Below are 22,400 nucleotides of genomic sequence, written 5' to 3' on the forward strand. Positions count from 1 at the left end.
CGGTCAGCAGGGCCACGGACTCGGGAACCAGTCGGTTGGCACTCATGGCTTCTGGAGTGCCCACGACGGTGCGGGTGACACCGGCACCGTCCAACGGCCGCAACGGCGGCCCCGGCGTCACTCCTGTCCCCCGCGACCCTCTTCGGCACCGGTCCCCGGTTCCGCCAGTCGCCGGTGGGCCGCCGCCTTCACCCCGTCGGGCAGCACCTTCCCGGCCAGGCCCTGCGCCTTGGTCTTCAACGACCCGGTCACGGCCTTCTTCTCGCCCTTCACGATCGCCGCGAACGCCTGCTCGGCCACCTGCGCCGGATCGTCCTTCTTCATGGTGCCGATCCGGGTGTCCTCCGCCATACCCGCCCGGTCGAAGAAGCCCGTGTCCGTCGGGCCCGGCATGAACGAAGTGACCGTCACACCGGTGCCCTTCGTCTCCTCCGCCAGCGCCTGGGCGAAGGACTGCACGAACGACTTGGACGCGTTGTAGACGGGCTGGAAGGGACCGGGCAACGTCGAGGCGACGGACGAAGTGAAGGCGAGCCGGCCCGCGCCGCGCGTCACCATGGCCCGCAGCAGCGGTTTGGCCAGCCGCACGGTCGCGGTGACGTTGAGGTCGATGACCTTTTGATCGTCGGCGAGGTCGGTGTCGACGAATGCGCCACCTTGGCCCGTCCCGGCGTTGAGGGCGGCTACGTCGACCGTCAGACCGTCGAGCGCGTCCAGGAGCCGGAATCGCCCCTCGCCGGTCCGTAGGTCGGCGCGCACCGCGCGGACCTGCGCACCCGTCTCACGTAGCTCCTGTGCGGCGGTCTCCAGCCGCTCGTCCTCCGCGTTCACCACCAGGTCATAACCGTGCAGGGCGAACTGCCGGGCCAGCTCTTGGCCGATTCCGCTGGACGCGCCGGTGATCAGGGCAAGTGGCCGTGTGTCAGTCATGGCGGACGAGAAACCGCCGCGCCCCGGGCCACGCCTGGCGAAGACCGCGCGGCTGTCCCTGGGTCGGTGCGCTGCCGCCTGCCGGTGATCCACGGGCACGACCTGGTCGGCATGGTCGCCCAGACCGACGTCGCCCGCTCCCTGCCCGACCCCGAGGTCGGTGATGTGCTGTCTGCTGTGGCCGGGCGGCCTTCCACGATCCGGTCTGCGCGGGAGCCAGTCGGCATGGGGCCGGTCCGAAGCCGCCCCAGCCGCCTGGCTGTCCAGCACAATGGTCGACGATGGAGTCATGACAGGGGAAGTGAGCGAGATCGCTCTGAGTAAGCAAGATCTTCGGGAGGTCACCGCGTTCGCTGCAGCGTGCGCGGAAGGGGTGCTCGGCGTATTCGAGGGCGACCAGCCGACCGACTTGCGGCCTCGAGACGCTGTCGGCGCCGCGTGGGAGTTCGCTCGAGGTGGTGAGCGAGGGAAGGCTCTGCGCGACAGAGCGTGGGCGGCACTCAAGGCAGCCAAGAGCGCGGACACTGCGGCTGCGCGCGAGGCGGCTCGGGCAGCGATGTCTGCGGCAGGCGCCGCCTACCTGCACCCCCTGGCCAAGGCCACCCAGGTCAAGCACATTCTCGGAGCTGGCGCTCATGCGGCCAGGGCGGTCGAACTCGTCGCGGACGACGATCGGAGCGTTGGTGCCGAACATCTTGAGCAGACGCTGCATCATGCGACGCCGGTCGTCGTCGACGTGCTCAAACGCTTCCCGACGGCGCCGGGTGGCGGCGGACGGGTTGGTGAGTTGATTCGCAAGCTGGACGCCGACCTTCGTTCACTCACCCTCGCTGAGTGACTTTGAACGTTCAGACGGTGCGGCCGTGCCGGGCGGCGGATACCAGACCAGGCGGCCGTTCTCGCCCCGGCTTGCCGGCCTCCACAGCGTCAAACAAGCCTCATGGCCGAGCCTGCGCTTACTCCTCGGGGACCGCACCCGCCGGTGCGCGGACCTTGGTGGGTTCAACCTGGTCGACGAGGAGCCCGAGATGGCGGACCGGCCCGCTACCGGCTCCATCCGTCTTCCAGCCGCGTGGCGCCGAATGGACAGGCCGACATCGCTCGCCGTGAACACGATGTGCTCCTCCGACGCCTTGGCGAGAGCTTCGAAAGTGGGCACGGCGTCCGTTCCCAGAGGTGGGATCTCGCTCCAGGCGTCGAATGTGGCCGCCTGCCCGCTCCCGCCCTTCGACAGGTTCAGGTACTCGTTCTTCCAGTAGTCCCGGTCCTGACGCAGGGCCTCAGCGGTGGCGGCATCGTCTCGCGCCTTGTCGCGTTCCTCCATGCAGCTCTGTGCCATGTCGTCCCAGGATGTGGCGTCCTCTTCGAGCTGCCGGACACGTTTCTGCAGTGCTTCGAGCTCGGCCGTCGTGTCTCCGGCGGCCTGGGCGCGCGACAACTGCTCCGCTGCCCTGCGGGCTCCCGCGCGGTACGACGCCTGTCGCGCACGCTCCCACGCCGTGTCACTGCCGCGGGCTAGACAGAGAGAGGGGCGAGCGACGGCATCAGCCGCCGTTCCACGAAGGACGTCTGAGACACCTCCTCACGTGAGTAGGCGGGGTGTTCCAGGCCGAGGTCGGGCCGGACCAGCCGGGCGCCACCGCTGGGTACGGCCACCTGCTCGTGGGCGCGGCGGACGGCCTGTGCGGTCACGTAGTTCAGGGTCACCACCTGGGCCAGGCCCGCGAGTTGTCCCGACGCGTCGGCCGCCGCGCTCCATCCCGCCTGGTCCCTGGGGTGCCTCGGGAGAATGGGGAGGCGCGTGCGCAGCGCCAGGACGTCGAGGAGTACGTCAGCGTGACTCTCCTCCCGGATCCTCTCGTAGTCGCGCCCAGCGGGACGCCTACTCGGGGTGAATGGTCGCTGTCGCTGTGGATAGGGCGCTTCGCTCGGCATTTCGGGTCGGCGGCCGGCAGCAGGCGATCCTCCGGCGGCGTGCGGACGGCTGGCGGATGAGGTCGCACAGGTGCGTGTCGGGATGCCTTGGCACGACCTGCCCGTCAGCGGGCGGGAAAGGCCCACTGACACGCGGCCGGCTGCTTCCGAGCAGTCGCCGGCGGCGTTTCGTGGTCCAGGATCGCGCGTCGCTCGGATCGTCGGGCTTCCGGGCGTGGTACGACTGTGCCCCACGGGGGATTTGCGCATGCATGTGGGCACATGGAGCTTTGTTCGGGAGAGCTGTCGAAGGTGCGGAGCGGCGATCCCCGTGAGGCTTCTGGCCCGTCTCCCGGAGCGAGGGCAGGGGCAGTGAGGAACCGAGCGGTCCCGGCGTCCGTCCTGGCGGGAGTCGGGTCGTACGTGCCGCCGCGTAAGGTGGCCAACGAGGAGCTGGCGGAGCGCCTGGGGCGGTCGCCCGACTGGATCTTCCAGCGCTCCGGCATCCGGTTCCGGCACGTCGTGGAGCGGGGCACCACCAGCGGGGACCTGGCCGTCGCGGCCGGCCGCGAGGCCCTCTCCCGGGCTGCGGTCGACGACGTCGCGGCCGTGGTCGTCGCCACCACGACACCGGACAGGCCGTGCCCCGGCACCGCACCCAGCGTCGCCTCGCGCCTGGGGATGACCGGGGCGGCCGCGCTGGACGTCCAGGCCGTGTGCGCCGGCTTCGTCTACGGCCTGGGGGTCGCCCAGGGCCTGATCGCCGCAGGCACGGCCGACAGCGTCCTGGTCGTCGGCACGGACACGCTCTCGCTGAACGTCGACCCGGCCGACCCCACGAGCATGCTCTTCGGCGACGGCGCCGGTGCCGTCGTCCTGCGCTCGGGCCACCACGAGGAACTCGGCGCCCTCGGAACCTGCGTCCTCGGCAGCGACGGCGACGGCCGCGACCTGATCACCGTACGGGGCGGAGGTTCCGAGGAACGCTCAGCGGCCGGTGGTGGCGCCCCGGCGGACCCGTACATGCGCCTGGAGGGGCGGGAGGTGTTCTGGCGGGCCGTGGAGCACATGACCTCCGCCTCACGCGCGGCGCTGGACGCCGCGCGGTGGAAGCCGGAGGAGGCGAACCGGATCGTCGCACACCAGGCGAACGCGCGGATCCTGGCCGTGCTCGCGCAGCGGCTGGGCGTCGCGGCGGACCGCGTGCTGTCCGACATCGAGCAGGTCGGCAACACCTCGGCCGCCTCGATCCCGATCCTGCTCGACCGTGCCGACCGCGCGGGAGACCTCGAACCGGGACACCGGGTCCTGCTCACCGCCTTCGGCGGCGGCCTCGCCTGGGGCGCCACCACCCTCGTGTGGCCGCGCCTCGCACGCTCGCACTGACTCGTCCCGCTCAGTTCGGAGGAACGGCATGTACGACACCCTGGTCGGCATCCTGACCGGCAGGTTCCAGGTGCGGCCCGAGCTGGTGACCCCCGAGGCCACCCCACCGGCCCTGGGCCTGGACTCGCTGTTCGTTGTGGAGCTGTCCTTCGTGCTGGAGGAGGAGGCCGGATTGAGGATCGGCTTCGACGAGCTCTCGGAAGCGGGCACCGTCGCCGAGATCGCGCGGCTGATGCAGGAAGAGCAGGACAGGCAGGGCAGGCAGGACGCGTCGGTCTGAGACCGGCCGGCCGTACCCGCGAAGGGCGTCAGCGGCGGGCTGCGCGCCGGGGGCGTCGGAACAGCAGGGCGTGCACCGTGAAACGCGATCCGTCGAACTCCGCCCGGCCCTCCGCTCGCAGTTCCTTCAGGCGGGTCTGCAGGGTCTCCATGTGCTCGGCGTACGCCAGCAGCGGGATGTCCATCTCGAAGACCTCCAGCGTCTCGGCCTCGTAGCCGCGTGAGGTGAGCTCCGCGACGGTCCGGGGGATGTCGGCGAGGGAGGAGTGCGCCATGAGCAGGGAGCCGCCCGGCGCCAGCAACCCGTCCACGCGGTCGACGACGGCGTCGTACACCGCGCGGCCGCCCCTCCGGGCGACGAGGGCCGTCTCCAGTCCGTCCGTCCTGGCGTAGCTCGGATCGTGGGGGAGGTGCGGCGGGTTGGTGATCACCAGGTCGAACCGCTCGTCCGGCGCGTACTCCTCCAGCGGCGACGTGACGCACGTCAGCCGTGAGCGGTCGAGCCCATTGGCCGTCACGTTGGCCACGGTCTGGGCGACGGAGGCGGGGTTGATGTCCAGGGCGGTCACCCGCTCGGCACCGGCCGCGAGCAGGGCGACGCTGTAGAGACCGGAACCGGCGCCGATGTCCAGGGCGTTGACTCCCTCCAGTACGGGAGCGCCGGTGCCGTCGAGGGCGCTGAGCAGGCTCAGCCCGCAGTCGGTCGGGAACAGGACCTCTGAGGGGTCTTCCACCATGAGCCGCAGACGCGTGCCGCGGAACTCGAAGATCCCGCATGAGGGCCGGACCTGCCACAGCGAACCGCTCTCGCCGGCGTGCAGGACACGTCGTCGTGTCGGCGTGCGGTCGGGAGCACTGGTCATCGGAACGGGACCTTTCGGAGGGGAGGGGCGGAGGAGGGAACCAAGGGGTTCGCCATGACCGGCGCGTGTCCGGTCCGGCCGGTCACTCGGTGAGGGCGGACAGCACGACGTGTACGGAGTCGTCGGCGATGCGCCGCGCGCGTGACTCCGTAACCAGGCCCTCGACATAGCCGAAGTTCCACGCGAGCCGGCCGTGCACGGTGGTCGCCGTCGCCACGACGGCACCCATCACCGAGACGCCCGTGAGGAACTGGGCGCCGTCGATCCGCCAGGAGTCGGCCCGTTCGGGGAAGTCGTAGCGGCCGACGTTGGACAGGCACAGGTTGATCGGTCCCTTCTCGTCCATGAACCGCATGAACGACTCGCCGTCCGCCAGCGACCCGGGACCCGCCACGCGCGGCAGGCTGATCGTGGCCAGGTGGTCCTGCCGCTTCCGGCGCCGCACCAGGTCCTGGCTGATGTCCCGGGCCATGGGCCACAGCGACCCGCCCGGCTCGTACCGGACGCGGGTGGGGACCGTGGCCACGTAGGTGCCGACCTCGTCGTGGAGGACGGACGGTTCGAGGTCGGCGCGGAAGTCGACCGGCGAACCGATCGAGAAGTATGCGGCGGCCGGGGTGCCCGCGTCCCGAGCGACCGCCGACACCATCGCGGCGGCCAGGGCTCCGTGGACCGTGGTGCCGTGCCTCTTGGCGGCCCGCACGAGGCGCTCCAACTGGTCGGCGGTGAGGGACCGGTGCGTCATCCGGGTGCGCCGCCGCTCGAACGGGACGTGCCCGTCGGGGACGATCCGCTGTGCGGGGCGGGTCAGGGACGCCCGTTCCTCCCGGCGCATCAGGGCCCGGAACCCGGCGGCGCCCGCCGCGCCCCGGTGGCGGCGCGGGAGCAGGTCGTCCGTCGCGGGGAGGATCCGCCGCGGAGTGGTCGGCAGTGTTACTCCGCGGTCCAGTTGTGCGGCGATCTCGATCCACTCGCGGACCAGGGACAGGCACGTCTTGCCGTCGGCGACGACGTGCGAGACCGTCAACAGGAGGTCGTGGAACTCGACTTCGCCTTCCGTCCCTCCCGACGTGATCACCACCGCGCGCAGCAGCGGCCCGGTACGCCAGTCCAGGCCCTCCGCGAGTTCGCGGTTGTCGACCTCGTGCTGCCACCGGGTGTCGGCTGCGGGGTCGCCCGGTCGCACGCGGACGCGCCGGAGCAGGATCTGTCGTCCGTCCACGGGGACGAAAGCGGGGTGTGCCCCGGCGCCGTCGTCGGTGATCGCGACGCTTAGCAGGGGGTGCCGCAGCTGGAGGACGTCCAGGGCGCGGCGGTGCAGTGACGGGGACATGCGTCCGTGGACCCGGGCGCGGGCGACGACGTTGAGCGGCGAGGTCCGGTCGGCAATCCAGTACAACCGTTCCAGGGGACTCAGGTCCCGGCGGACGTCACCGGGCCCGGCGCCCCGCCCGCCCGGGTAGGTGAGGGCCTGCGCGGTCTGCCGGACGAGGACGCGGCGGGGCACCAGCCGGAAGTAGGCGTCGCGGAGCAGCCGCCGGTGCGGGCGGGCGCCCTGGGTCAGCCTGTTCATGCTGCGGGAGCCGGCCACCATCGCCCGCGCGCGGTCACGGCGCAGTTCCTCGTACGCGCGCAGGGCCCGTACCGGGTCGTCGCCCGTCGTCGGATCGGCCAGCGTCCGGGCCAGGACGACGGCGTCCTCCATGGCCGTGCCCGCCCCTTGGGCGAGCGTGGTCAGCATGGGGTGGGCGGCGTCGCCGAGGAGGGTGAGGGGTCCGTCGCCCCACCGCTCCAGGAAGGGCCGGTCGCGCGAGGGGACGGTGAGGATGTCCGCCTCGGGGGTGGCCTCGATCACCGCCCGCACCTCGTCGGCCCACCCCTCGTACGCCCGTCGGACGGTGTCCTTGACGTGGTCCGGGGCGGGCGTTCCGGGGGTGGTGCTCATGGCGGCCCACCAGTAGCACCGGCCGTGGCCGATGTCGATGAGGCCGAAGCGCTGCCCGCGCCCCCAGTAGTGGCGTACGGCCCCCTCGGTGAGGCGCGGGTGTTGGAAGGGGACGATGCCGAGCCGGAAGAGGTGGTCGCAGTCCCGTGGCTGCTCGGGCCCGACGAGGTGGCGTCGTACGGCCGAGTGGAACCCGTCAGCGCCGACGAGGACGTCCCCGCTCGCCGAACGGCCGTCCGCGAAGCGGACGGTGACCCCCGGGCCCGTGGTGTCGAATCCGGTGGCGGTCGCCCCCAGGTGGACCGGGCAGTCGCCGGCTTCCGTCAGCAGGGCTTCCTGGAGGTCCGCGCGGCTGAGGCAGAAGCTCCGCGCGCCCGCCCGCTCGCATGCTTCCCCGAACGGCAGGTCCCTGATGAGCCGGCCGCGCCGGTCCATGATCCTGAACGACTCCACGGCCCGGCCGCGCTTGTCCAGGGCCAGGTCGATGCCGAGGCCGGCGAGGGCGGTGACGGCGTTGCTCATGACCGACAGGCCCGAGCCGGCTTCGCGCAGCTCGGTGGCGCGTTCGTACACCTCGACCTCGACGCCGACGCGCCTGAGTGCGACCGCGCACGTCAGACCGCCGATGCCGGCACCGATGACGAGGGCTTTCGCAGGACGTCCCGATGGCATGGCGTCAGCCCACCCCGTGGTCTTGGTCGGATGCGTCGATCAGCTCGGCGAGGGTGCTCGCCAGACGGGCCACGTGCGGCTCTTCCATCATTGTCAGATGGTCCCCGGGGACCCGGACCGTCCGGATCCGTCCGCCGGTCACGGCGCTCCAGCCGTTGCAAGGGTCCTGATGACGGGTGCGGGCGGCGCCGTGCATGGCGGACAGGACGGTGGGCAGCGGCTCGGCGGCCCGGAACAGCGTGAGGTCCTGGTCCTCGCGCGGGGGGCGGTAGGCCAGCGTTGCGTGCCAGTTCGCCCGGTAGACGTCGAACAGGCGGCGTACGACGGACCCGGAGCTTCCGGCCGGCAGGATGCCCCGCTCGCTCGCGACGCGGGCCATGGACGCGAACCTCTCCTCCGGCGAGCCGGGCCCGCCCGGGACGGCCGGAGCGGGTGCCGCGCCGCCGTCGCGCGGCCAGAGCAGCTCATGGAAGAACCACTCCAGCATGGCCTCGTCGTCGTGGGAGGAGCGTGGCCCCTGGTCCAGGGCGGTGGTGTCCACCACCAGCAGGGTCACCCGCTCGCCCTCCGCCCGCAGCCGGCGGGCGATCTCGAAGGCGACGAAGCCGCCGAAGGACCATCCGCCGATGGTGTACGGGCCGTGCGGGCGCACCCTCCGCAGCGCGGCGAGGTAGCTGTCCGCGAGGTCCTCCACCGTGCGCAGCGGCGTGGTGCCGGGGTCGGCTCCGGCCGCCTGGAACGCGTACAGCGGCCGGTCGGCCGGGAAGTGCCGGGCGAACGCGACGTAGCACAGCACGGTGCCGCCCATCGGGTGGACCATGAACAGCGGCGGGCGGGAGCCCTGCGGGCGGAGCGGTACGAGGGGGTCGAACGCGGCCTTCGCCCCGCCTTCGCGCAGCCGTGCCGCGAGCCCGGCAGGGGTGGGCATTGCGACGAACTCGGCCAGGGGGAGGTGCACTCGGTAGAGCTGTTCGATCCGGACCACCAGCCGCATCGCGGTCAGCGACGTGCCGCCGAGGTCGAAGAGGCTGTCATGCATTCCTACCGCGTCCAGACCCAGGACGTCCGCCATCATCTCGGCCAGTGTCCGCTCGTACGCGTCGCGCGGACCGGTGTCGGGAGCGCGGTCGGGGACGGCCAGCGGGAGGCGGCGCAGTGCGGCGTCGTCGCGCTTGCCGCTGGGCGTCAGCGGCCACCGGGAGACCCATTGCAGGTGGGAGGGGACCATGTGGGCGGGCAGGACGGCGCGCAACCCCTCGCGGACGCCGGCCAGGTCCTCGTCCGTGCCTTCGCCGAGGAGGAAGGCGGCGAGGAAGGTCTCGCCGTCCGCCCGCTCGCGGGCCACGACCGCGGCGTCGCGCAGGCCGGGACAGCCGTGCGCCAGGCCGGTGACGGCCAGCTCCACCTCGGCCGGTTCCACGCGGAAACCCCGGACCTTCACCTGCGCGTCGTCGCGTCCGAGGAAGACGACGTCGCCGCCCGGAAGCACCATGCCGACGTCGCCCGTGTAGTAGAGCCGGTGGTCCCCGCCCGCGAACGGGTGCGGCAGGAAGCGCTCCTTGGTCAGGTCCGGCCGACCCTCGTAGCCGTCGGCCAGGAAGTTGCCGCCCAGGTACACGTCGCCCCGCACCCCGATCGGCACCGGGCGCATCCGCTTGTCCAGGACGTGCACCTCGGCCCCGTCGACGGCGCGGCCGATCGGCGGCAGCGCGGGGAAGGCCGCGGGGTCCCCGGTCATGGTGAACGCGGTGACCACGTGCGTCTCGGTGGGGCCGTAGTGGTTCTCCAGGACGACCCCCGGGAGCCCGGCGCAGAAGGCGCGGATCTCCGGGGTGACGCGCAGCTGCTCGCCGCAGGTGATCACCGCCCGCAGGGCCGGCGGGGAGACGCCCAGTGCCCCTGCGGACTCCGCGAGTTGCTGGAGGGCCACCGGCGGGAGGAAGACCTGCTCGACGCGCTCGCGGTCGAGCAGGCGCAGCAGCGCGGGCATGTCACGCCGCCGCGCGTCGTCGGCCAGGCACAGGGTGCCACCGGAGCACAGGGTGGAGAAGATCTCCTGGAAGGAGATGTCGAAACTCAGCGGCGCGAACTGGAGGGTGACGCCGCCGGGGACCGCGCTGGGCGCCGTCGCCTGCCAGGCCACCAGGGCGGCCAGGGTGCGGTGCGGCATGACGACGCCCTTGGGGGTCCCGGTGGAGCCCGAGGTGAACAGGACGTACGCGGTGTCCTCGCCGCCCGGTCCGTCCCCTGCCACCGGCCCGTCCGGTCCGCCCCGCGCCGGCCCGTCCGGCGCGGGCGCGGCCACCGACTCGGCGGGCAGCAGCAGCGCCGGGTCGCCGGCGAGGTGGGCGTGCGCGGCCTCGGCCACGACGCGGAAGGGCCGGGCCTGTTCCACCATGGTGGCCAGCCGCGCGGGCGGATAGCTGACGTCCACCGGGACGACCGCGCATCCGGCGCGCATGACGCCCAGGAGCACCGCCATGGTGAGCGGGGACCGGTTCATGGCGACCCCGATCCGGGCGTTCGCCGGCGCGCCGAGCGCGTGCAGCCGCCCGGCCACGTTCTGCGCGGCCTCGGCCAGCCGGGCGTAGCTCCACCGTTCCCCGCCCGCCACCACGGCGGTCGCGTCCGGGGTGCGGGCCGCCTGCTCGGCGAAGCGGGAGACGACCGTGGGGTGCTCCGCCGGAGGGGCGAGGACGGGGCGGGGGGCGAGGAAGGCGAAGTCCGGTGCCTCGTCAGGGTGTTCCACCAGACGGCGCAGGACGTCCAGGTAGCAGTCCGCGTAGAGGTCACCCTGCTCGGCCGGGAAGGTCTCCCCGTCGCAGTCGACCCGCAGCCACGTGCCGGTGCCGTCCGGCTCGGTGATCGCGTTCACCAGGAGGCGGAAGTCGTTCTCCTCCCAGGTGCGGAACCCGGTCAGACGCAGACCGGGCACGTCGAGCACGCGGGAGAGCTGGCGGAAGTGCACGTAGTTGAAGGCGGTGTCCAGCACTGAGCCGCCGTGGTCCTCCTGGACGGCGCTCAGCGGGTAGTGGCGGTGGGGGTGGTCCTCCTGTTCCTGGCGGAAGCTCGCGCGTGCCACCTCCAGCCAGCTGTCCCGCGCGGTGTCCAGGCGTACGGGCACGGTGTTCAGAAAGAGCCCCGCGGTGCGTTCCGCACCGGCCGTCTCCGGGCGGCCGTGGGTGACGAGGCCCGTGGTGACGTCACGGGTGCCGGCGAGCGCCGCCAGCGTCAGGGCGTGCGCCGCAAAGAGCACGGACTTGACGGGCAGAGCGTGCTCGGCCGCGAGGCTCCGCACCCGCTCGACGAGGGTGGCGGGCAGGTCGACCCGCCGGGAGGCCGGACGGTGTCCGGTGCCGGGCAGGTGGGGCGAGAACGACTCGACCGGCAGGGGCTCGCAGTCGGCCAGTTTCTCGCGCCAGTATCGCCGGGACTCCGGCGAACGCAGGGCGGCCCGCTCCAACCGCACGTGGGCCGCCGGCGAGGGGGGCGCCGCTCCGTCCACGGGGCCGATGTCCAGGCCGAGGCGGTGGGCGTAGTCCTGGAGCAGCTCCTGGAGCAGGGTGGCGACGCTGCCGCCGTCAAGGAGCGCGTGGTGGAAACTGAGTACCAGATCGACCGCTGCGGGTCGTACGTGGGCGCGGAACAGGTACAGCGACGGCTGGTCGAACGCGTAGGGGTGGCGGCGGCGTTCCTCGATGTGCGCGGCCACCTCGGCTTCGGCCGCCGTGTCGTCCAGCGGACACAGGTCGGTGATCTCCAGGCCACCGCGCGCCCGGGGCAGGACGACCTGCAGCGGTTCGGCGCCGTTCAGGTCGAAGGCAGACCGCAGCGCCGGGTGCCGGGCCGTCAGCCGGTCGAAGGCGCGGCGGAACTCCTTCTCGTCCCACGGCATCTCCAGGGTGTACCGGAAGACGTCCCGGTACCTGGCCGAGGACTCGTGCCGACGGCTGTGGTAGAGCAGGCCGAGCTGGAGCCGGGTCAGCGGATGGGCGTCCTCGGCGTCCCGCAGCCGGGCCCGGTCCACGTCGGCCACGAGGGCGAACGGGACCGGGCCGGCCTCGGCGCCGGACGCGTCGCACTCCTCGGCGTACGGGGCGAGGCCCGCCACCGTCGGGTTCCGCAGGATGTCGGTGAGCGAGAGGCGCAGGCCCCGGGCCTCCGCCTCGGCGCGCACCCTGAGCATGGTGATCGAATCGCCGCCGAGGGCGAAGTAGTCGTCGTGCACCCCCACCGCGTCGTGACCGAGGACGCGGGCCCAGACCTCGGCGAGGACCGCCTCGGTGCGGTTGCGCGGCTGCCCGCCCCCGAGGGCTCCGGCGGCGGTCCCGGCGGTGTCGTCCGGCGGGGGGAGAGCGCGGCGGTCGGCCTTGCCGTTGGCGGACAGGGGGATCGCGTCGATCCGGGTGAAGGACGCCGGGACCATGGACGCCGGCAGCGCCCGCCCGAGCCGCTCGCGCAGCAGCGCCGCGTCGAGGTCGGTCGCGGTCTCGGCGACGTAGTAGCCGGCCAGGACGGTTCCCCGGTCGGCGGTGGCGTGTCCCACCACGACGGCGTCGCGCACCCCGGAGACGGCGCGCAGGGCTGCCGCCACCTCGCCGGGCTCGACGCGCTGCCCCCGGATCTTGACCTGGTCGTCGATCCGTCCGAGGTACTCCAGGGTGCCGTCCGCGAGCCACCGGGCCAGGTCCCCGCTTCGGTAGAGACGGCCGCCCGGCACGAACGGGTCGTCGCCGAACTTCTCGGCGGTCAGCTCCGGGCGGTCGAGGTACCCCCGGGCGACGCCGACGCCGCCGATGCACAGTTCGCCCGCGACGCCGACGGGTTGCGGCAGGTCGTCGCCGCCCAGCACGTACAGCCTGGTGTTGTCGATCGGCCGGCCGATGGGGACCCGTGCGACGGCGCGGCCGGGGTCGGCCGGGCAGTCGTAGGACGAGACGTCGATCGTCGCCTCGGTCGGGCCGTACAGGTTCACGAGCCTCGCCGACGCTTCGGCGCCGCTCTCACGGCGATACCGGTCGGCGAGGCGGTTGAAGTCCTCGACCCGCGCGCAGGGCAGGGCCTCACCGCTGCAGAACACGTACCGCAGGGTCCCGAGGACCTCGCGTGCGGCCGCCGGCTCCTCCAGCACGTCGAGGAACGGGCCGAGCATCGAGGGAACGAAGTGCACGGCGGTGACTCCGTGCTCGTGGACGGCCTGCAGAACCTCGCGCGGGTCTCGCTGACCGCCGGGCGGCAGCAGGGCCACGGTCGCGCCCTCGACGGCCCACCAGAACAGCTCCCACACCGAGACGTCGAAGGAGACCGGCGTCTTCTGCAGAAGCACATCCCCCTCCCCGAGCGGGTAATGGCGCTGCATCCACGCGAGGCGGTTGACCACGCTGCGGTGCTCGACCATGACGCCCTTGGGCCGCCCGGTGGAGCCGGAGGTGTAGATGACGTAGGCGAGGTTCCGGGAGGTGGCGACCGGCTCGACCGGGGCCCCGCTGCCGGTCAGCAGGTCGTCGATCGGTCGGACGGCCACGTGCGGGGGGAAGGTGACGGGCTTGCCGTCGGAGCCCGGGGAGGGGCTGGTGGGTACGCCGTCGGAGCCCGGGGAGAGGCCGGTCGGCTCGCCGTCGACGTCCGAGGGGAGGCCGGCGGGCCCCCCATCGGCGATCACCATCTTGGCGCGGCTGTCGCGCAGCAGAAAGTCCACCCACTCAGCCGGGTGATCGGGATCCACGGGTACGTAGGCGCCGCCGGCCTTCAGGATGCCGAGCAGCGCGACCGGCAGCCGCGGCCCCCGCTCCATCATCACCGCGACGCGGTCGTCCGGGCCGACGCCCGCCGCCCGCAGGGCGCGGGCGACGCGGTTGGCCTGCTCGTCGAGCTCGGCGTAGGTCAGCGTCCCGCCGGACGCCGTGACGACGGCGGCCCGTTCCGGCAGGGCGGCGGCCCGGGCCTCGAACAGCCCGTGCAGGGTCGCCTGGTCCGCGTAGGGCACCCGGGGGCCGTGCGCGCGTCCGGCGGTGAGGTCCCGGTGCTCGGCCGGAGTCAGCATGGGGACGTCGCGGAGCGGCCGGTCCAGCAGGTCCACCCCGTGCTCCAGGAGCGTCCTGAGGTGCCCGGCCGCGGCGGTGACGGGGAGGTCCTCGTCGAAGACGTCGCGGGCGTAGTCCAGGTCGACGCGGATGTCGGCGGTGTCGTCGAAGGCGGAGACCAGGACGCCCAACGCCGCCTGGTCGTGCGAGGGGGCCATCAGGGCGCTGCGCCGGACGACTCCCGGGACGTCCGGCCGGGACCAGTTCACGGAGGAGAGCGTCACGTCGAAGAGTTGCCGCGGGCTCCCGGCCGCCGGCGACGCCTCGCGCAGGACCTCGCCGAGCGGGAGCCGTTCGTGGCGCCGGAGCCGGCGGGTCGTGTCCCGGACCTCGGCGAGGAGTTCCCGGACGGTCAGTCCGCCGGGGGCCGCGATCCGCAGCGGAAGGGTGTTGGCGAACTGGCCGAGGACGTCCCTGTGCCGCTTCGTCGGGCGGTTGAGGAAGGGAACGCCGAGCACCGCCTCCTCGCTGCGGTGCAGGCGCGTCAACCACAGGCCGAGCATGGCCGCGACGTAGGTGGAGGGCCAGTGGCCCGCGGCGCGGACGCGCTCGACGAGGGCGCCGTCGACGACGAACGAGTGGCGCCCCCGCTCGCGCGGGCCGTCGCCCGTCGTACGGGTGAACAGGGCGGGTGCCACGTCCGCGAGGTACTCCCGGTAGAAGGCGCGGTCGCGGTCGCCGTCGGGCCCCGTGAGGTAGGCGGCGTCCTCTCCGACGAACGCCAGGTAGGAGGGGGCTTCCCCGTCGGTCTTCCGCCGGTCGCCCTCCGAAGCGCGGGCGTACTCCCGGAGGATCTCGTGACCCAGCCGGTCGAGGGTCCAGCCGTCGGCGACGATGTGGTGCGCCTTGACATGCAGGTGCGTGACGTCCGCGCCCTCCAGGAGGACCGTGGCCTCGACCAGAGGGCCGCCGTTCATCGGCAGGGCGCGCCCCATCGACGCGCGCATCCATTCTGCGCGGGCGGTGTCCGGTTCGGGCGCGCCCGAGAGGTCGACCACGGTGACCGGGACCGTCTCCGGCGCCACCCGCTGGAAGGGGACGCCGGCGCTGTCGGCGAACCGCAGCCGGAACGTCTCGTGGCGGTGCAGCACGCGTTCCGCGCAGGCGGCAAGCCTGCGGTGGTCGACGCCACCGTGCAGACGCTCGTGGAGCACGCAGTTGAACTGCGGTGATTCCGGCGTTCGGGATCCGACGGACCAGATGTCTCGCTGGTACGACGTCAACGGGCGCGGTGATCCGAGGTGGGTGCTCAACTGTGGGGGTTTCCTTCGAGCCGTACCGGGATCTCCCGGTGGCCGTTGAAGATGAGGGAGGGCAGGGGGGCAAGGCGGTCGGGGCCGACGGCGAGTCCGAGGCCGGGGAACCGGGAGAAGAGCGCGGACAGCGCGATACGGCCCTCCAGCCGGGCGAGTTCGGCTCCCAGGCAGTAGGTCGGGCCGTGGCTGAAGGCCAGGTGCTCGCGGACGGTGGGGCGGGTGATGTCGAAAAGGTCGGCCCCCTGGCCGTGAACTCCGGGATCGCGGCCGACCGCGGCGTAGTTGATGACGAGGGCGTCGCCCCGCTCGAACGTCAGTCCCGTCGGTTCGTCGTGGAGGTCCTCGGTGGGGAAGCGCATCATGAAGGCGGCCACCGGGGCCTGGTGACGCAGCGTCTCCTCCACGACCCGGCCCCAACCGACCCGGCCCGTCACGGCCAGGTCCCGCTGTTCCGGATGGGTGAGCAGGTTGACCACGGCGTGGTCGAGCAGGTTCGCCGTGGTCCCGTAACCGGCGCCCAGCACCATCCAGATGTTGTCGCCCACCTCCCGCTCGTCGAGCAGGCCCTCGCGATGCGCGTCGACCAGCGCGGTGGCGATGTCGTCGCCGGGCCGCTCGGACTTGAGCACGATCAGCTCCGCGAGGAGCCGCGCGGCCTCCGCCTCGGTGGCACTCGCCTGCTCCGCGCTCAGGTCGGTGGTGAAGACCATGTCGTTGACGGCCTGGAAGCCGTCGTGCATGGATTCCGGAAGCCCGACCAGCGTGGTGACCGTCCGCCACGGCAACCGCGTGGCGAACCACTTCCGCAGGTCCACGACCCCGTCGGGGGCGAGGGCCGCCTCCCGCGCGAGGTCGTCGAGGAGTACGGCGGTGGTCTCCTCGATCCACGGGGCGAGCGCCCGCACGCGGCGGGCGCCGAACGCGGGCACCAAGGGGTGGCGCAGCCGGGTGTGGTCGGGTCCGTAAGCGGTCTGGACGGTGCGGATGTCGACCCAGATCCGCAGGGGCCAGTCGGCGGGGAGGTCGCCGTCGACGAAGGCGGGCCAGTGCTGGTGGGCGTCCTTGGAGACTCGGGGGTGGACCAGTAATCGCCGGACGAGACCCGGATCGGTCACCGACCAGGCCAGTACGCCGCCGGGCAGTTCGACCCGGGCGGCCGGCCCCAGCGCGCGCAGCGCCCCGGCTTCGCCGTGGATGTCCGCGGCGCTGCCGTCCAGGCGGTAGGGGCAGCGGTCGCGGGAGGGCGGGGAGGGCATGGGCGACGACCTCGGCGGCGGTAGGGGTGCTCGGCGACGAACGGCGGTGCTCGGCGCTCGGCGCTCGGCGCTCGGCGACGAACGGCGGCGAACGGCGGCGAACGGCGCTCGGCGACGAACGGCGGCGAACGGCGCTCGGTGACGAACGGCGGCGAACGGTGTCCAGCGGTGGACGGTGGTTAATCGGTACTCAGGGGCGAACCGCGGTCAGGAGCCCGTAGCGGAGCTCCGGGACCTCGAAGAAGAACCAGTGGCCCAGGTCGGCCGCCGCCGCCCATTCGCGCGACGTCTCGCCGCTGGAGTTGTCCGCGGCGTTCCGCCAGCCGCTGATCATGCTGCCGTAGCAGCGCCGGACGTTCTCGGTGATGTCGGTGTGGTCGACCACTTCGAGACCGGCCTCCCGCAGCAGCTCCCCGTACATGTCGGTGGTCAGCGAGAACTTGAAGTACGCGTACGCGTCGGCCATGCGGGCCGCGTCCGGCGCGGCGAGCTTGCCCGCGAGGCTGTGCTCGGCGATGACCAGCCGGCCGCCGGGACGCAGGACCCGTGCGATGTGCCCGAGGGCCGCCTTCTTGTCCTTCATGTGCATCAGGGACTCGATGGCGTACGCGCCGTCGAAGGTCTCGTCATCGAAGGGGTTCTCCATGGCGTCGGCCAGCCGGAACGTGGCCCGTCCGGGGAGGGCCGGGGACAGGGGACGACTGTGGGCCAGGTTCACCTGGTAGTCGCTGACGCTGATGCCGGTGATCTCCACGGCGTGGCGGGCGACGATACGCGCCGCGGTGCTGCCGTGGCCGCAGCCCACGTCGAGCAGGTGCTGGCCCTCGGCCGGGGCGAGGCGTTCGGTGACGAGGTCCGTCAACCGGTCGGTCGCCTCCCGCATGGAGCTGTCGTCCGCGTCGTCCTCCCAGTAGCCGACGTGGATGTTGCCGCCGAGGGCGTGGTCGTACACATCCGTGTGACGGTCGTAGAAGGTCCCCACGTCGCCGGACGTATGACGGTTCTGCGTCAGCATGAGGGAGACCTTTCACGGTTCGTCGAGCCACGCGCTGTGGCCATGGGGGAGGCCCGGTCGATCTGCGCGATCGGGCTTGTGGTGCGAGTGGTAAGCGTGACGATGGTGACAAGCCAGTTGGCCGAGATGGGACGAATGAGCTGCGGTTTCACCGTTTCGTGGACATAGGCGTCACCTGTCCGGCGGAACGGGCGGCGGCCGGAGCCGCGTGACGCCGGGACCGACACGTCGCGGTTCGCGCGCCGTGCTGCCCTGGTCTGCCGGGCGGGAGCCGCAACCGCAATCCGAGGGCCGCCGTCGTTCGGACAGGGGCCATTTCTTGGCGCACGCGCCCGCCGGGCACGCCCGTACCCACCCCCCCGGAAGGGGTGGGTACGAAGCAGTGCCCGGCGGGGCGGGTGCGAAAGCACGGTCGCGGTGTCAGCCCGTACGGACCGACCGGATCCGCTCAGACGCGCCCGAAGAACAGGCTGCCCGGCGCCTCCGGGTCGTTCGACAGGAAGTGCTCGCGGACGGCGCGGATGAACTCGTGGCGCGAGATCGCGCCGTCACCGTCGGTGTCCAGCTTCGTGAACATGTCCATCGCGTCGGGGGCTTCGCTCTTCCACACGTCCCGCAGGAAGCGCTCGAACTCGCCCTTGCTGATCTCGTTGTCGCCGTCGACGTCGATGACGTCGAAGATCGCGTGGCCGCCGCCCTCGGTCACGTTGAGACGGCTGGTGTCGACGACGGCGAGGCGGTTGGCCGTGACGAACTGGTCCTTCGTCAGCCGGTCGCCGTCCACGCCCGCGTGGCGCAGCAGCTCCAGCCAGTAGATCTGACAGAAGGTCTGCAGCGCCCTGGCCCGGCGGTCGTTCTTGTCGAGCTTGTACGCCTGGATGTAGCGGTCGGCGAGCTTCTGGTAGTCCGACCAGTCCAGGTAGCCGTCGTGGTTGGCATCCATGGTGTCGAAGGTGCGCTCGAGCTTGGTGGTGATGACGTCCTGTACTGCGGCGGTCACGTGTCCTCCTTGGGGACGAAGGGGGGATGTACACGAGCACCTTTGCGCGAGGTACATCCCGCACAAAAGTGCTCATCTCCGTCTTCCACTCCTTCGGCCCAGCCGGGCCACTCGTAGGAATGCGTTCGGCACGGGCCGCCGCACATACTGAAGTCCCGCCCACGGAAGCGGAACGCCGTGCGCGTTCGCCGGACGCCGTCGGCTCCGAGGGCCGAAGACGCCGCCCGCGCCACCACTGCCACGCCGGCAAGCGAGCGGAACGCCCTGCTGGCTGATCCGCAGGGCACGGCCCTGTCCGCCTCCACGTTCTCAACCGGAGTGAACACGTGTCGAAATCGTCGGGTCCGACGTCCCCCGCAGGCCGGGCCGTACTAATCACCGGGTCCTCCTCCGGCCTGGGGGAAGCCTGCGCACTCCACATGTCCCGGGTCGGCTTCCACGCCCTCGCCGGGGTTCGCCGCCCCGAGGACGGGGATCGGCTGCGCGCCGCTGCGGCCGGCCAGCTGACCCCGGTGATCGTCGACGTGACGGACGAGAAGTCGGTCCGGGCGGCCGTGGACGAAGTGACCGGGCTGCTCGGCGGCGCCGGGCTGTGGGGACTGGTCAACAACGCGGGCATCGCGGTCACGGCTCCGCTGGAGTGCGTGCCCATGGCGCAGCTGCGCCGGCAGCTCGACATCAACGTGATCGGCCAGGTGCAGATGGTCCAGGGCTTCCTGCCGCTGCTGCGTGCCGGCACCGGGCGGATCGTCAACGTGTCCTCGGGCCTCGGGAACGTCGCCCTCCCCTACCTCGGCGCCTACGCCGCCTCCCAGTTCGCCAAGGAGGCCCTCAGCGACGCGCTGCGCCGCGAGCTCGCCCCGCAGCGCATCCCCGTTGTGGTGATCCAGCCGGGTGCTGTCCTGACCCCCCTCTGGTCCAAGATGTCCGACACGGGCAACCGGGCTCTGGAGGGCGCCCCCGAGCCGGTCCGGGAGCTCTACCGCGACTCGTTCCTCGGTTTCATGGAGGCCAACGAGACCTCGGCCCGCAGCAGCCGCACGACCGTCGACGATGTCGCCCGGGTGGTCTTCCGCGCACTGGTCGCCGAGCGGCCCAGGACCCGGTACACCGTCGGCCGCGACGCGGCCGGCAGCCGGGTTCTGTCCAGGCTGTTGCCCGACCGGGCCCTGGACCGGGTCTTCGGCGGCACGTCGGCCCTTAAGAACCTCAGGAACTGAACGCCCCCGAGCCGCCGGCCCCACCACACGAGAGGGCCCGGCGGCAGCCTCCACTCCCTCTCGTGCGTACGCGATGCGTGAGCCGACGGCCGGCACCGCACGAGCGGGAACGGGTGCACTGCCGCCCCAGGCCGACCAGCACCCCGAAGCAGTACGCGGCACAATCCGGCACGGATTCGAGCCCACTGGCGGTTATCGGTGAGGGCGTTATGGACGTCCAGCACGGTGATCCACGTGGCGGCTGGGGTTCGGTAGCGAGCCGGCCGCCATGACCAGCCCTCGGAACACCGCCACCGCGCCCCGCGCTGGCTGCCACCCAACAAGGGGTGCCCTCAGGCCGATAGCGGCAGGAAGGGCTTCCGGCGAGGCGGTTCAGTTCGTTCGCAGGGGCCGGCACGAGACGGGCGCTTCTCGGCGCGGCGCGCGCGGTCCAGCCAATGCCGACGGCCCGAGACGTCATCGCGTGTTCCCATGTCGAGTCGTTGCGCAGAGCTGCGTAACCGGCCTCCCCTGGTGTCTGCCTGCCGACAAGGCGTATGGCATACCTGATTCAGGTGATCTTCCGCCGAGGTCGTCCTGTCCGAGCCGGCGCACGGGAGAGGCTGGGCGGCACGGCTGCGTTTCCGGGCGGCATTTCACGATCACCAATAACGACACCGGCCGCTGCGCCATGCTGCCGGGGCAGGCCAGAACCGAGGCCGAGGCGTGGATCAGCTGGGCAACGGCCACCATCGAGCGCCTCGACCCGCTGAACACACCACCCCGGCTGCCCGACGTCCCCGAGCTGCGCGCCGACGACCCAAGGCCCCTCCTCGGGCACTGGAGCGCCTACGGGCCCACCTACTGAGCGCCCGCTCCGCCAGACGTCCCGGCCGATCTTCCTTCAGGTTCCCGCAAAGCCAGCCCTCGGGAGCACACCTCCCACCCAGCACGACCTGCACAATCAGCCTCAGAACAAGCGTCAAATGAGCGTCACGAGCATCATTTCAGCTTCAAGATATCGCCCGTAACGCCCACACCGCACATAATGCGCACGCAAGAAACCGCAGGTCAGGAGCCCTTCGCGACCGGCTCAAGAATCGCCACGCACTCCACGTGATGCGTCATCGGGAAGATGTGCAGTCAGCCCATCACAAAGGAACATGCAGGTCAGAGGCCACTTTCGAGGGGATCGCCCCTCTGGAGACGAGCTCCGTGCGTCAGACGTGCGTCACGGTCCGGGCCATGCGTCAGAGGCGTCCGTCCGGCCATGATCCAAACGAGCGCGGCCGCAGAACAACGCTCCCATGCGCGCCCCAGTCGGATCAACCAGCAGGGCGCCCATGGCAACCTGCTCCTCAACGGCGGGGCATGCGTCCGCATGCTGTCGCCGCCGAAGCTGCTCGTTGGAAAGCTGCTGATCAGTACGAAAGGCCCTGCCGGTTCGGAGTGAACCGGCAGGGCCGAGAGTGCATGAAGCATCGGGCGGGCCAACCTGCGACTACGGCGTGCCAGCCAGAGCGAGCGCCGGCCGCGACTCAGGGACGGCATCTGTGGGAACGACGAGCTGCGATTCGAGCCGCGTCCACGCGCCAAGAACCGCCTGGTGGGCATCGGGCGCGAGGTGAGCGTACCGCTGAGTTGTCTGATAGCTCTCATGCCCCAGCAGGTGCTGCACCTCGTACAGCGACACGCCCTTCTGTACGAGCCACGACGCGCACGTGTGGCGCATGGAGTGCGGTGGATACTCCGGCACGGCTCGCCGCCTGCCGCCCTCGTCCAGGTAGCGGGCGTCGCGTACGGCAGGCCACCACGTCTGACGCCGCCAGTTCCCGTCATTGAGCAACCGACCCGCTCGCCCCTTGGTGACGGTGGTGAAGACGACACCGTCACGGTCTCGTCCATGCATGTGCCGCGCGAGGGCGTCAAGCACGTGATCTGGAAGAGGGACTTCGCGACGACTCTTCGCGGTCTTGGGGTACTCCTTGATGCCCGATTTTGAGTTCACCTCAACGACGAATAGTCGTGACCTTAGCCAGTCAATTCGCTTCCCATGGAGTCCCGACAGCTCACCCCACCGGAGACCGGTATAGAAGCCGAGCAGGGCCATTGTCTGCCACGGCTGCGGCAGCTCATCAAGGATCGCCTGGGCCTGACCGAGCGTGAACCACTCCGGAGGCTTCACTACCTCCCGAGGCAGGTCTATGCGTCGGCAGGGCGTAACCGAGATGATGTCCTCATCAACCGCAGCCTGCATCAGCGAGTGGACGAGGTTATACGAGCGTCGGATCGCTGATGCACCCTTTTCCTCGAGCACCAGCTTTCGGATCCACGCCTGCATGTCAATGCGACCTATTGCCCGCATTTCCCAGTCCGCCCAATATGGCATGACATGGTTGCGTATAGAGGATGCATCCCCGCGGAGTGTATGAGGTTCGACTACGCGCGCGTCCCACCAGCGATCGTGCCACTCCTTAAATTTAATCTTGCCTGCGCGGGGATCTTTGTGGATGCCACGCCGATACTGCGCTTCAAGCTCATTTCCCCAGGCACGAGCTTGATCTTTGAGGGTAAACGTTTCTGTCCGTCGATCACCCGCCGG

16 protein-coding genes are annotated in these 22,400 nt (G+C 71.6%); 6 read left to right on the top strand and 10 right to left on the bottom strand.

Annotated elements, in window-relative coordinates; all coding sequences use genetic code 11:
• Nucleotides 1-117: 117 nt before the first annotated feature.
• Nucleotides 118-930, bottom strand: a complete 813-nt coding sequence (locus AC069T_RS08135) for an SDR family NAD(P)-dependent oxidoreductase (protein WP_478781928.1) — start codon at nucleotides 928-930, stop codon at nucleotides 118-120.
• Between the two features lie 289 nt (nucleotides 931-1,219).
• Between AC069T_RS08135 and AC069T_RS08140 the strand changes: the two genes are divergently transcribed.
• Nucleotides 1,220-1,768, top strand: coding sequence for a putative immunity protein (locus AC069T_RS08140; RefSeq protein WP_478781929.1), 549 nt, complete (start codon nucleotides 1,220-1,222; stop codon nucleotides 1,766-1,768).
• Here AC069T_RS08140 and AC069T_RS08145 read toward each other — a convergent pair.
• A complete protein-coding gene (locus AC069T_RS08145; protein ID WP_478781930.1) occupies nucleotides 1,748-2,368 on the bottom strand; it encodes a hypothetical protein in 621 nt (206 codons plus the stop codon). The genes AC069T_RS08140 and AC069T_RS08145 overlap by 21 nt on opposite strands.
• 77 nt (nucleotides 2,369-2,445) lie before the next feature.
• Nucleotides 2,446-2,622, bottom strand: coding sequence for a hypothetical protein (locus tag AC069T_RS08150; RefSeq protein ID WP_478781931.1), 177 nt, complete (start codon nucleotides 2,620-2,622; stop codon nucleotides 2,446-2,448).
• 645 nt (nucleotides 2,623-3,267) lie between these two features.
• On the opposite strand from AC069T_RS08150, the gene AC069T_RS08155 reads away from it, so the two are divergent.
• Both AC069T_RS08155 and AC069T_RS08160 read left to right on the top strand, forming a co-directional pair.
• Nucleotides 3,268-4,230 carry a beta-ketoacyl-ACP synthase 3 gene (locus tag AC069T_RS08155; protein ID WP_478781932.1) on the top strand — a complete coding sequence of 321 codons (963 nt, stop codon included), beginning with the start codon at nucleotides 3,268-3,270 and terminating at the stop codon, nucleotides 4,228-4,230.
• A 28-nt stretch (nucleotides 4,231-4,258) separates the two neighbouring features.
• On the top strand, nucleotides 4,259-4,510 hold the full coding sequence (locus AC069T_RS08160) for an acyl carrier protein (RefSeq protein WP_478781933.1): 252 nt from the start codon (nucleotides 4,259-4,261) through the stop codon (nucleotides 4,508-4,510).
• 28 nt (nucleotides 4,511-4,538) lie between these two features.
• Here the strand turns inward: AC069T_RS08160 and AC069T_RS08165 are convergent, their stop codons facing one another.
• The 6 genes from AC069T_RS08165 to AC069T_RS08190 form a co-directional block, all read right to left on the bottom strand.
• Nucleotides 4,539-5,372: a 50S ribosomal protein L11 methyltransferase gene (locus AC069T_RS08165; RefSeq protein ID WP_478781934.1), complete on the bottom strand. Its 834-nt coding sequence runs from the start codon at nucleotides 5,370-5,372 to the stop codon at nucleotides 4,539-4,541.
• 82 nt (nucleotides 5,373-5,454) lie between these two features.
• Nucleotides 5,455-7,989: an FAD-dependent monooxygenase gene (locus AC069T_RS08170; RefSeq protein ID WP_478781935.1), complete on the bottom strand. Its 2,535-nt coding sequence runs from the start codon at nucleotides 7,987-7,989 to the stop codon at nucleotides 5,455-5,457.
• 4 nt (nucleotides 7,990-7,993) lie between these two features.
• Nucleotides 7,994-15,325: an amino acid adenylation domain-containing protein gene (locus AC069T_RS08175; RefSeq protein ID WP_478781936.1), complete on the bottom strand. Its 7,332-nt coding sequence runs from the start codon at nucleotides 15,323-15,325 to the stop codon at nucleotides 7,994-7,996.
• Nucleotides 15,322-16,584 carry a cytochrome P450 family protein gene (locus AC069T_RS08180; RefSeq protein WP_478781937.1) on the bottom strand — a complete coding sequence of 421 codons (1,263 nt, stop codon included), beginning with the start codon at nucleotides 16,582-16,584 and terminating at the stop codon, nucleotides 15,322-15,324. The genes AC069T_RS08175 and AC069T_RS08180 overlap by 4 nt, the downstream gene beginning before the upstream one ends.
• A 190-nt stretch (nucleotides 16,585-16,774) precedes the next feature.
• Complete coding sequence (locus AC069T_RS08185; protein WP_478781938.1) at nucleotides 16,775-17,599, bottom strand: SAM-dependent methyltransferase; 825 nt, start codon at nucleotides 17,597-17,599, stop codon at nucleotides 16,775-16,777.
• Nucleotides 17,600-18,047: 448 nt separating this feature from the next.
• Nucleotides 18,048-18,599 carry an EF-hand domain-containing protein gene (locus AC069T_RS08190; protein ID WP_478781939.1) on the bottom strand — a complete coding sequence of 184 codons (552 nt, stop codon included), beginning with the start codon at nucleotides 18,597-18,599 and terminating at the stop codon, nucleotides 18,048-18,050.
• A 326-nt stretch (nucleotides 18,600-18,925) separates the two neighbouring features.
• Between AC069T_RS08190 and AC069T_RS08195 the strand changes: the two genes are divergently transcribed.
• From AC069T_RS08195 to AC069T_RS08205, 3 genes are all read left to right on the top strand, one after another.
• A complete protein-coding gene (locus AC069T_RS08195) occupies nucleotides 18,926-19,819 on the top strand; it encodes an SDR family NAD(P)-dependent oxidoreductase (RefSeq protein WP_478781940.1) in 894 nt (297 codons plus the stop codon).
• Nucleotides 19,820-20,489: 670 nt separating this feature from the next.
• On the top strand, nucleotides 20,490-20,666 hold the full coding sequence (locus AC069T_RS08200) for a hypothetical protein (RefSeq protein WP_478781941.1): 177 nt from the start codon (nucleotides 20,490-20,492) through the stop codon (nucleotides 20,664-20,666).
• 402 nt (nucleotides 20,667-21,068) lie between these two features.
• Nucleotides 21,069-21,251, top strand: coding sequence for a hypothetical protein (locus AC069T_RS08205; RefSeq protein ID WP_478781942.1), 183 nt, complete (start codon nucleotides 21,069-21,071; stop codon nucleotides 21,249-21,251).
• A 48-nt stretch (nucleotides 21,252-21,299) separates the two neighbouring features.
• Here the strand turns inward: AC069T_RS08205 and AC069T_RS08210 are convergent, their stop codons facing one another.
• Nucleotides 21,300-22,310 carry a tyrosine-type recombinase/integrase gene (locus tag AC069T_RS08210; RefSeq protein WP_478782090.1) on the bottom strand — a complete coding sequence of 337 codons (1,011 nt, stop codon included), beginning with the start codon at nucleotides 22,308-22,310 and terminating at the stop codon, nucleotides 21,300-21,302.
• Nucleotides 22,311-22,400 lie beyond the last annotated feature (90 nt).

Source organism: Streptomyces sp. NPDC043867 (assembly GCF_056435845.1).

What these genes read in the sequence shown, in the direction of transcription:
- AC069T_RS08135 (WP_478781928.1), bottom strand. Translation starts at nt 930, where the DNA reads ATGACTGACACACGGCCACTTGCCCTGATCACCGGCGCGTCCAGCGGA.
- AC069T_RS08140 (WP_478781929.1), top strand. Translation starts at nt 1,220, where the DNA reads ATGACAGGGGAAGTGAGCGAGATCGCTCTGAGTAAGCAAGATCTTCGG.
- AC069T_RS08160 (WP_478781933.1), top strand. Translation starts at nt 4,259, where the DNA reads ATGTACGACACCCTGGTCGGCATCCTGACCGGCAGGTTCCAGGTGCGG.
- AC069T_RS08165 (WP_478781934.1), bottom strand. Translation starts at nt 5,372, where the DNA reads ATGACCAGTGCTCCCGACCGCACGCCGACACGACGACGTGTCCTGCAC.
- AC069T_RS08170 (WP_478781935.1), bottom strand. Translation starts at nt 7,989, where the DNA reads ATGCCATCGGGACGTCCTGCGAAAGCCCTCGTCATCGGTGCCGGCATC.
- AC069T_RS08180 (WP_478781937.1), bottom strand. Translation starts at nt 16,584, where the DNA reads ATGCCCTCCCCGCCCTCCCGCGACCGCTGCCCCTACCGCCTGGACGGC.
- AC069T_RS08185 (WP_478781938.1), bottom strand. Translation starts at nt 17,599, where the DNA reads ATGCTGACGCAGAACCGTCATACGTCCGGCGACGTGGGGACCTTCTAC.
- AC069T_RS08200 (WP_478781941.1), top strand. Translation starts at nt 20,490, where the DNA reads ATGCTGCCGGGGCAGGCCAGAACCGAGGCCGAGGCGTGGATCAGCTGG.
- AC069T_RS08205 (WP_478781942.1), top strand. Translation starts at nt 21,069, where the DNA reads ATGATCCAAACGAGCGCGGCCGCAGAACAACGCTCCCATGCGCGCCCC.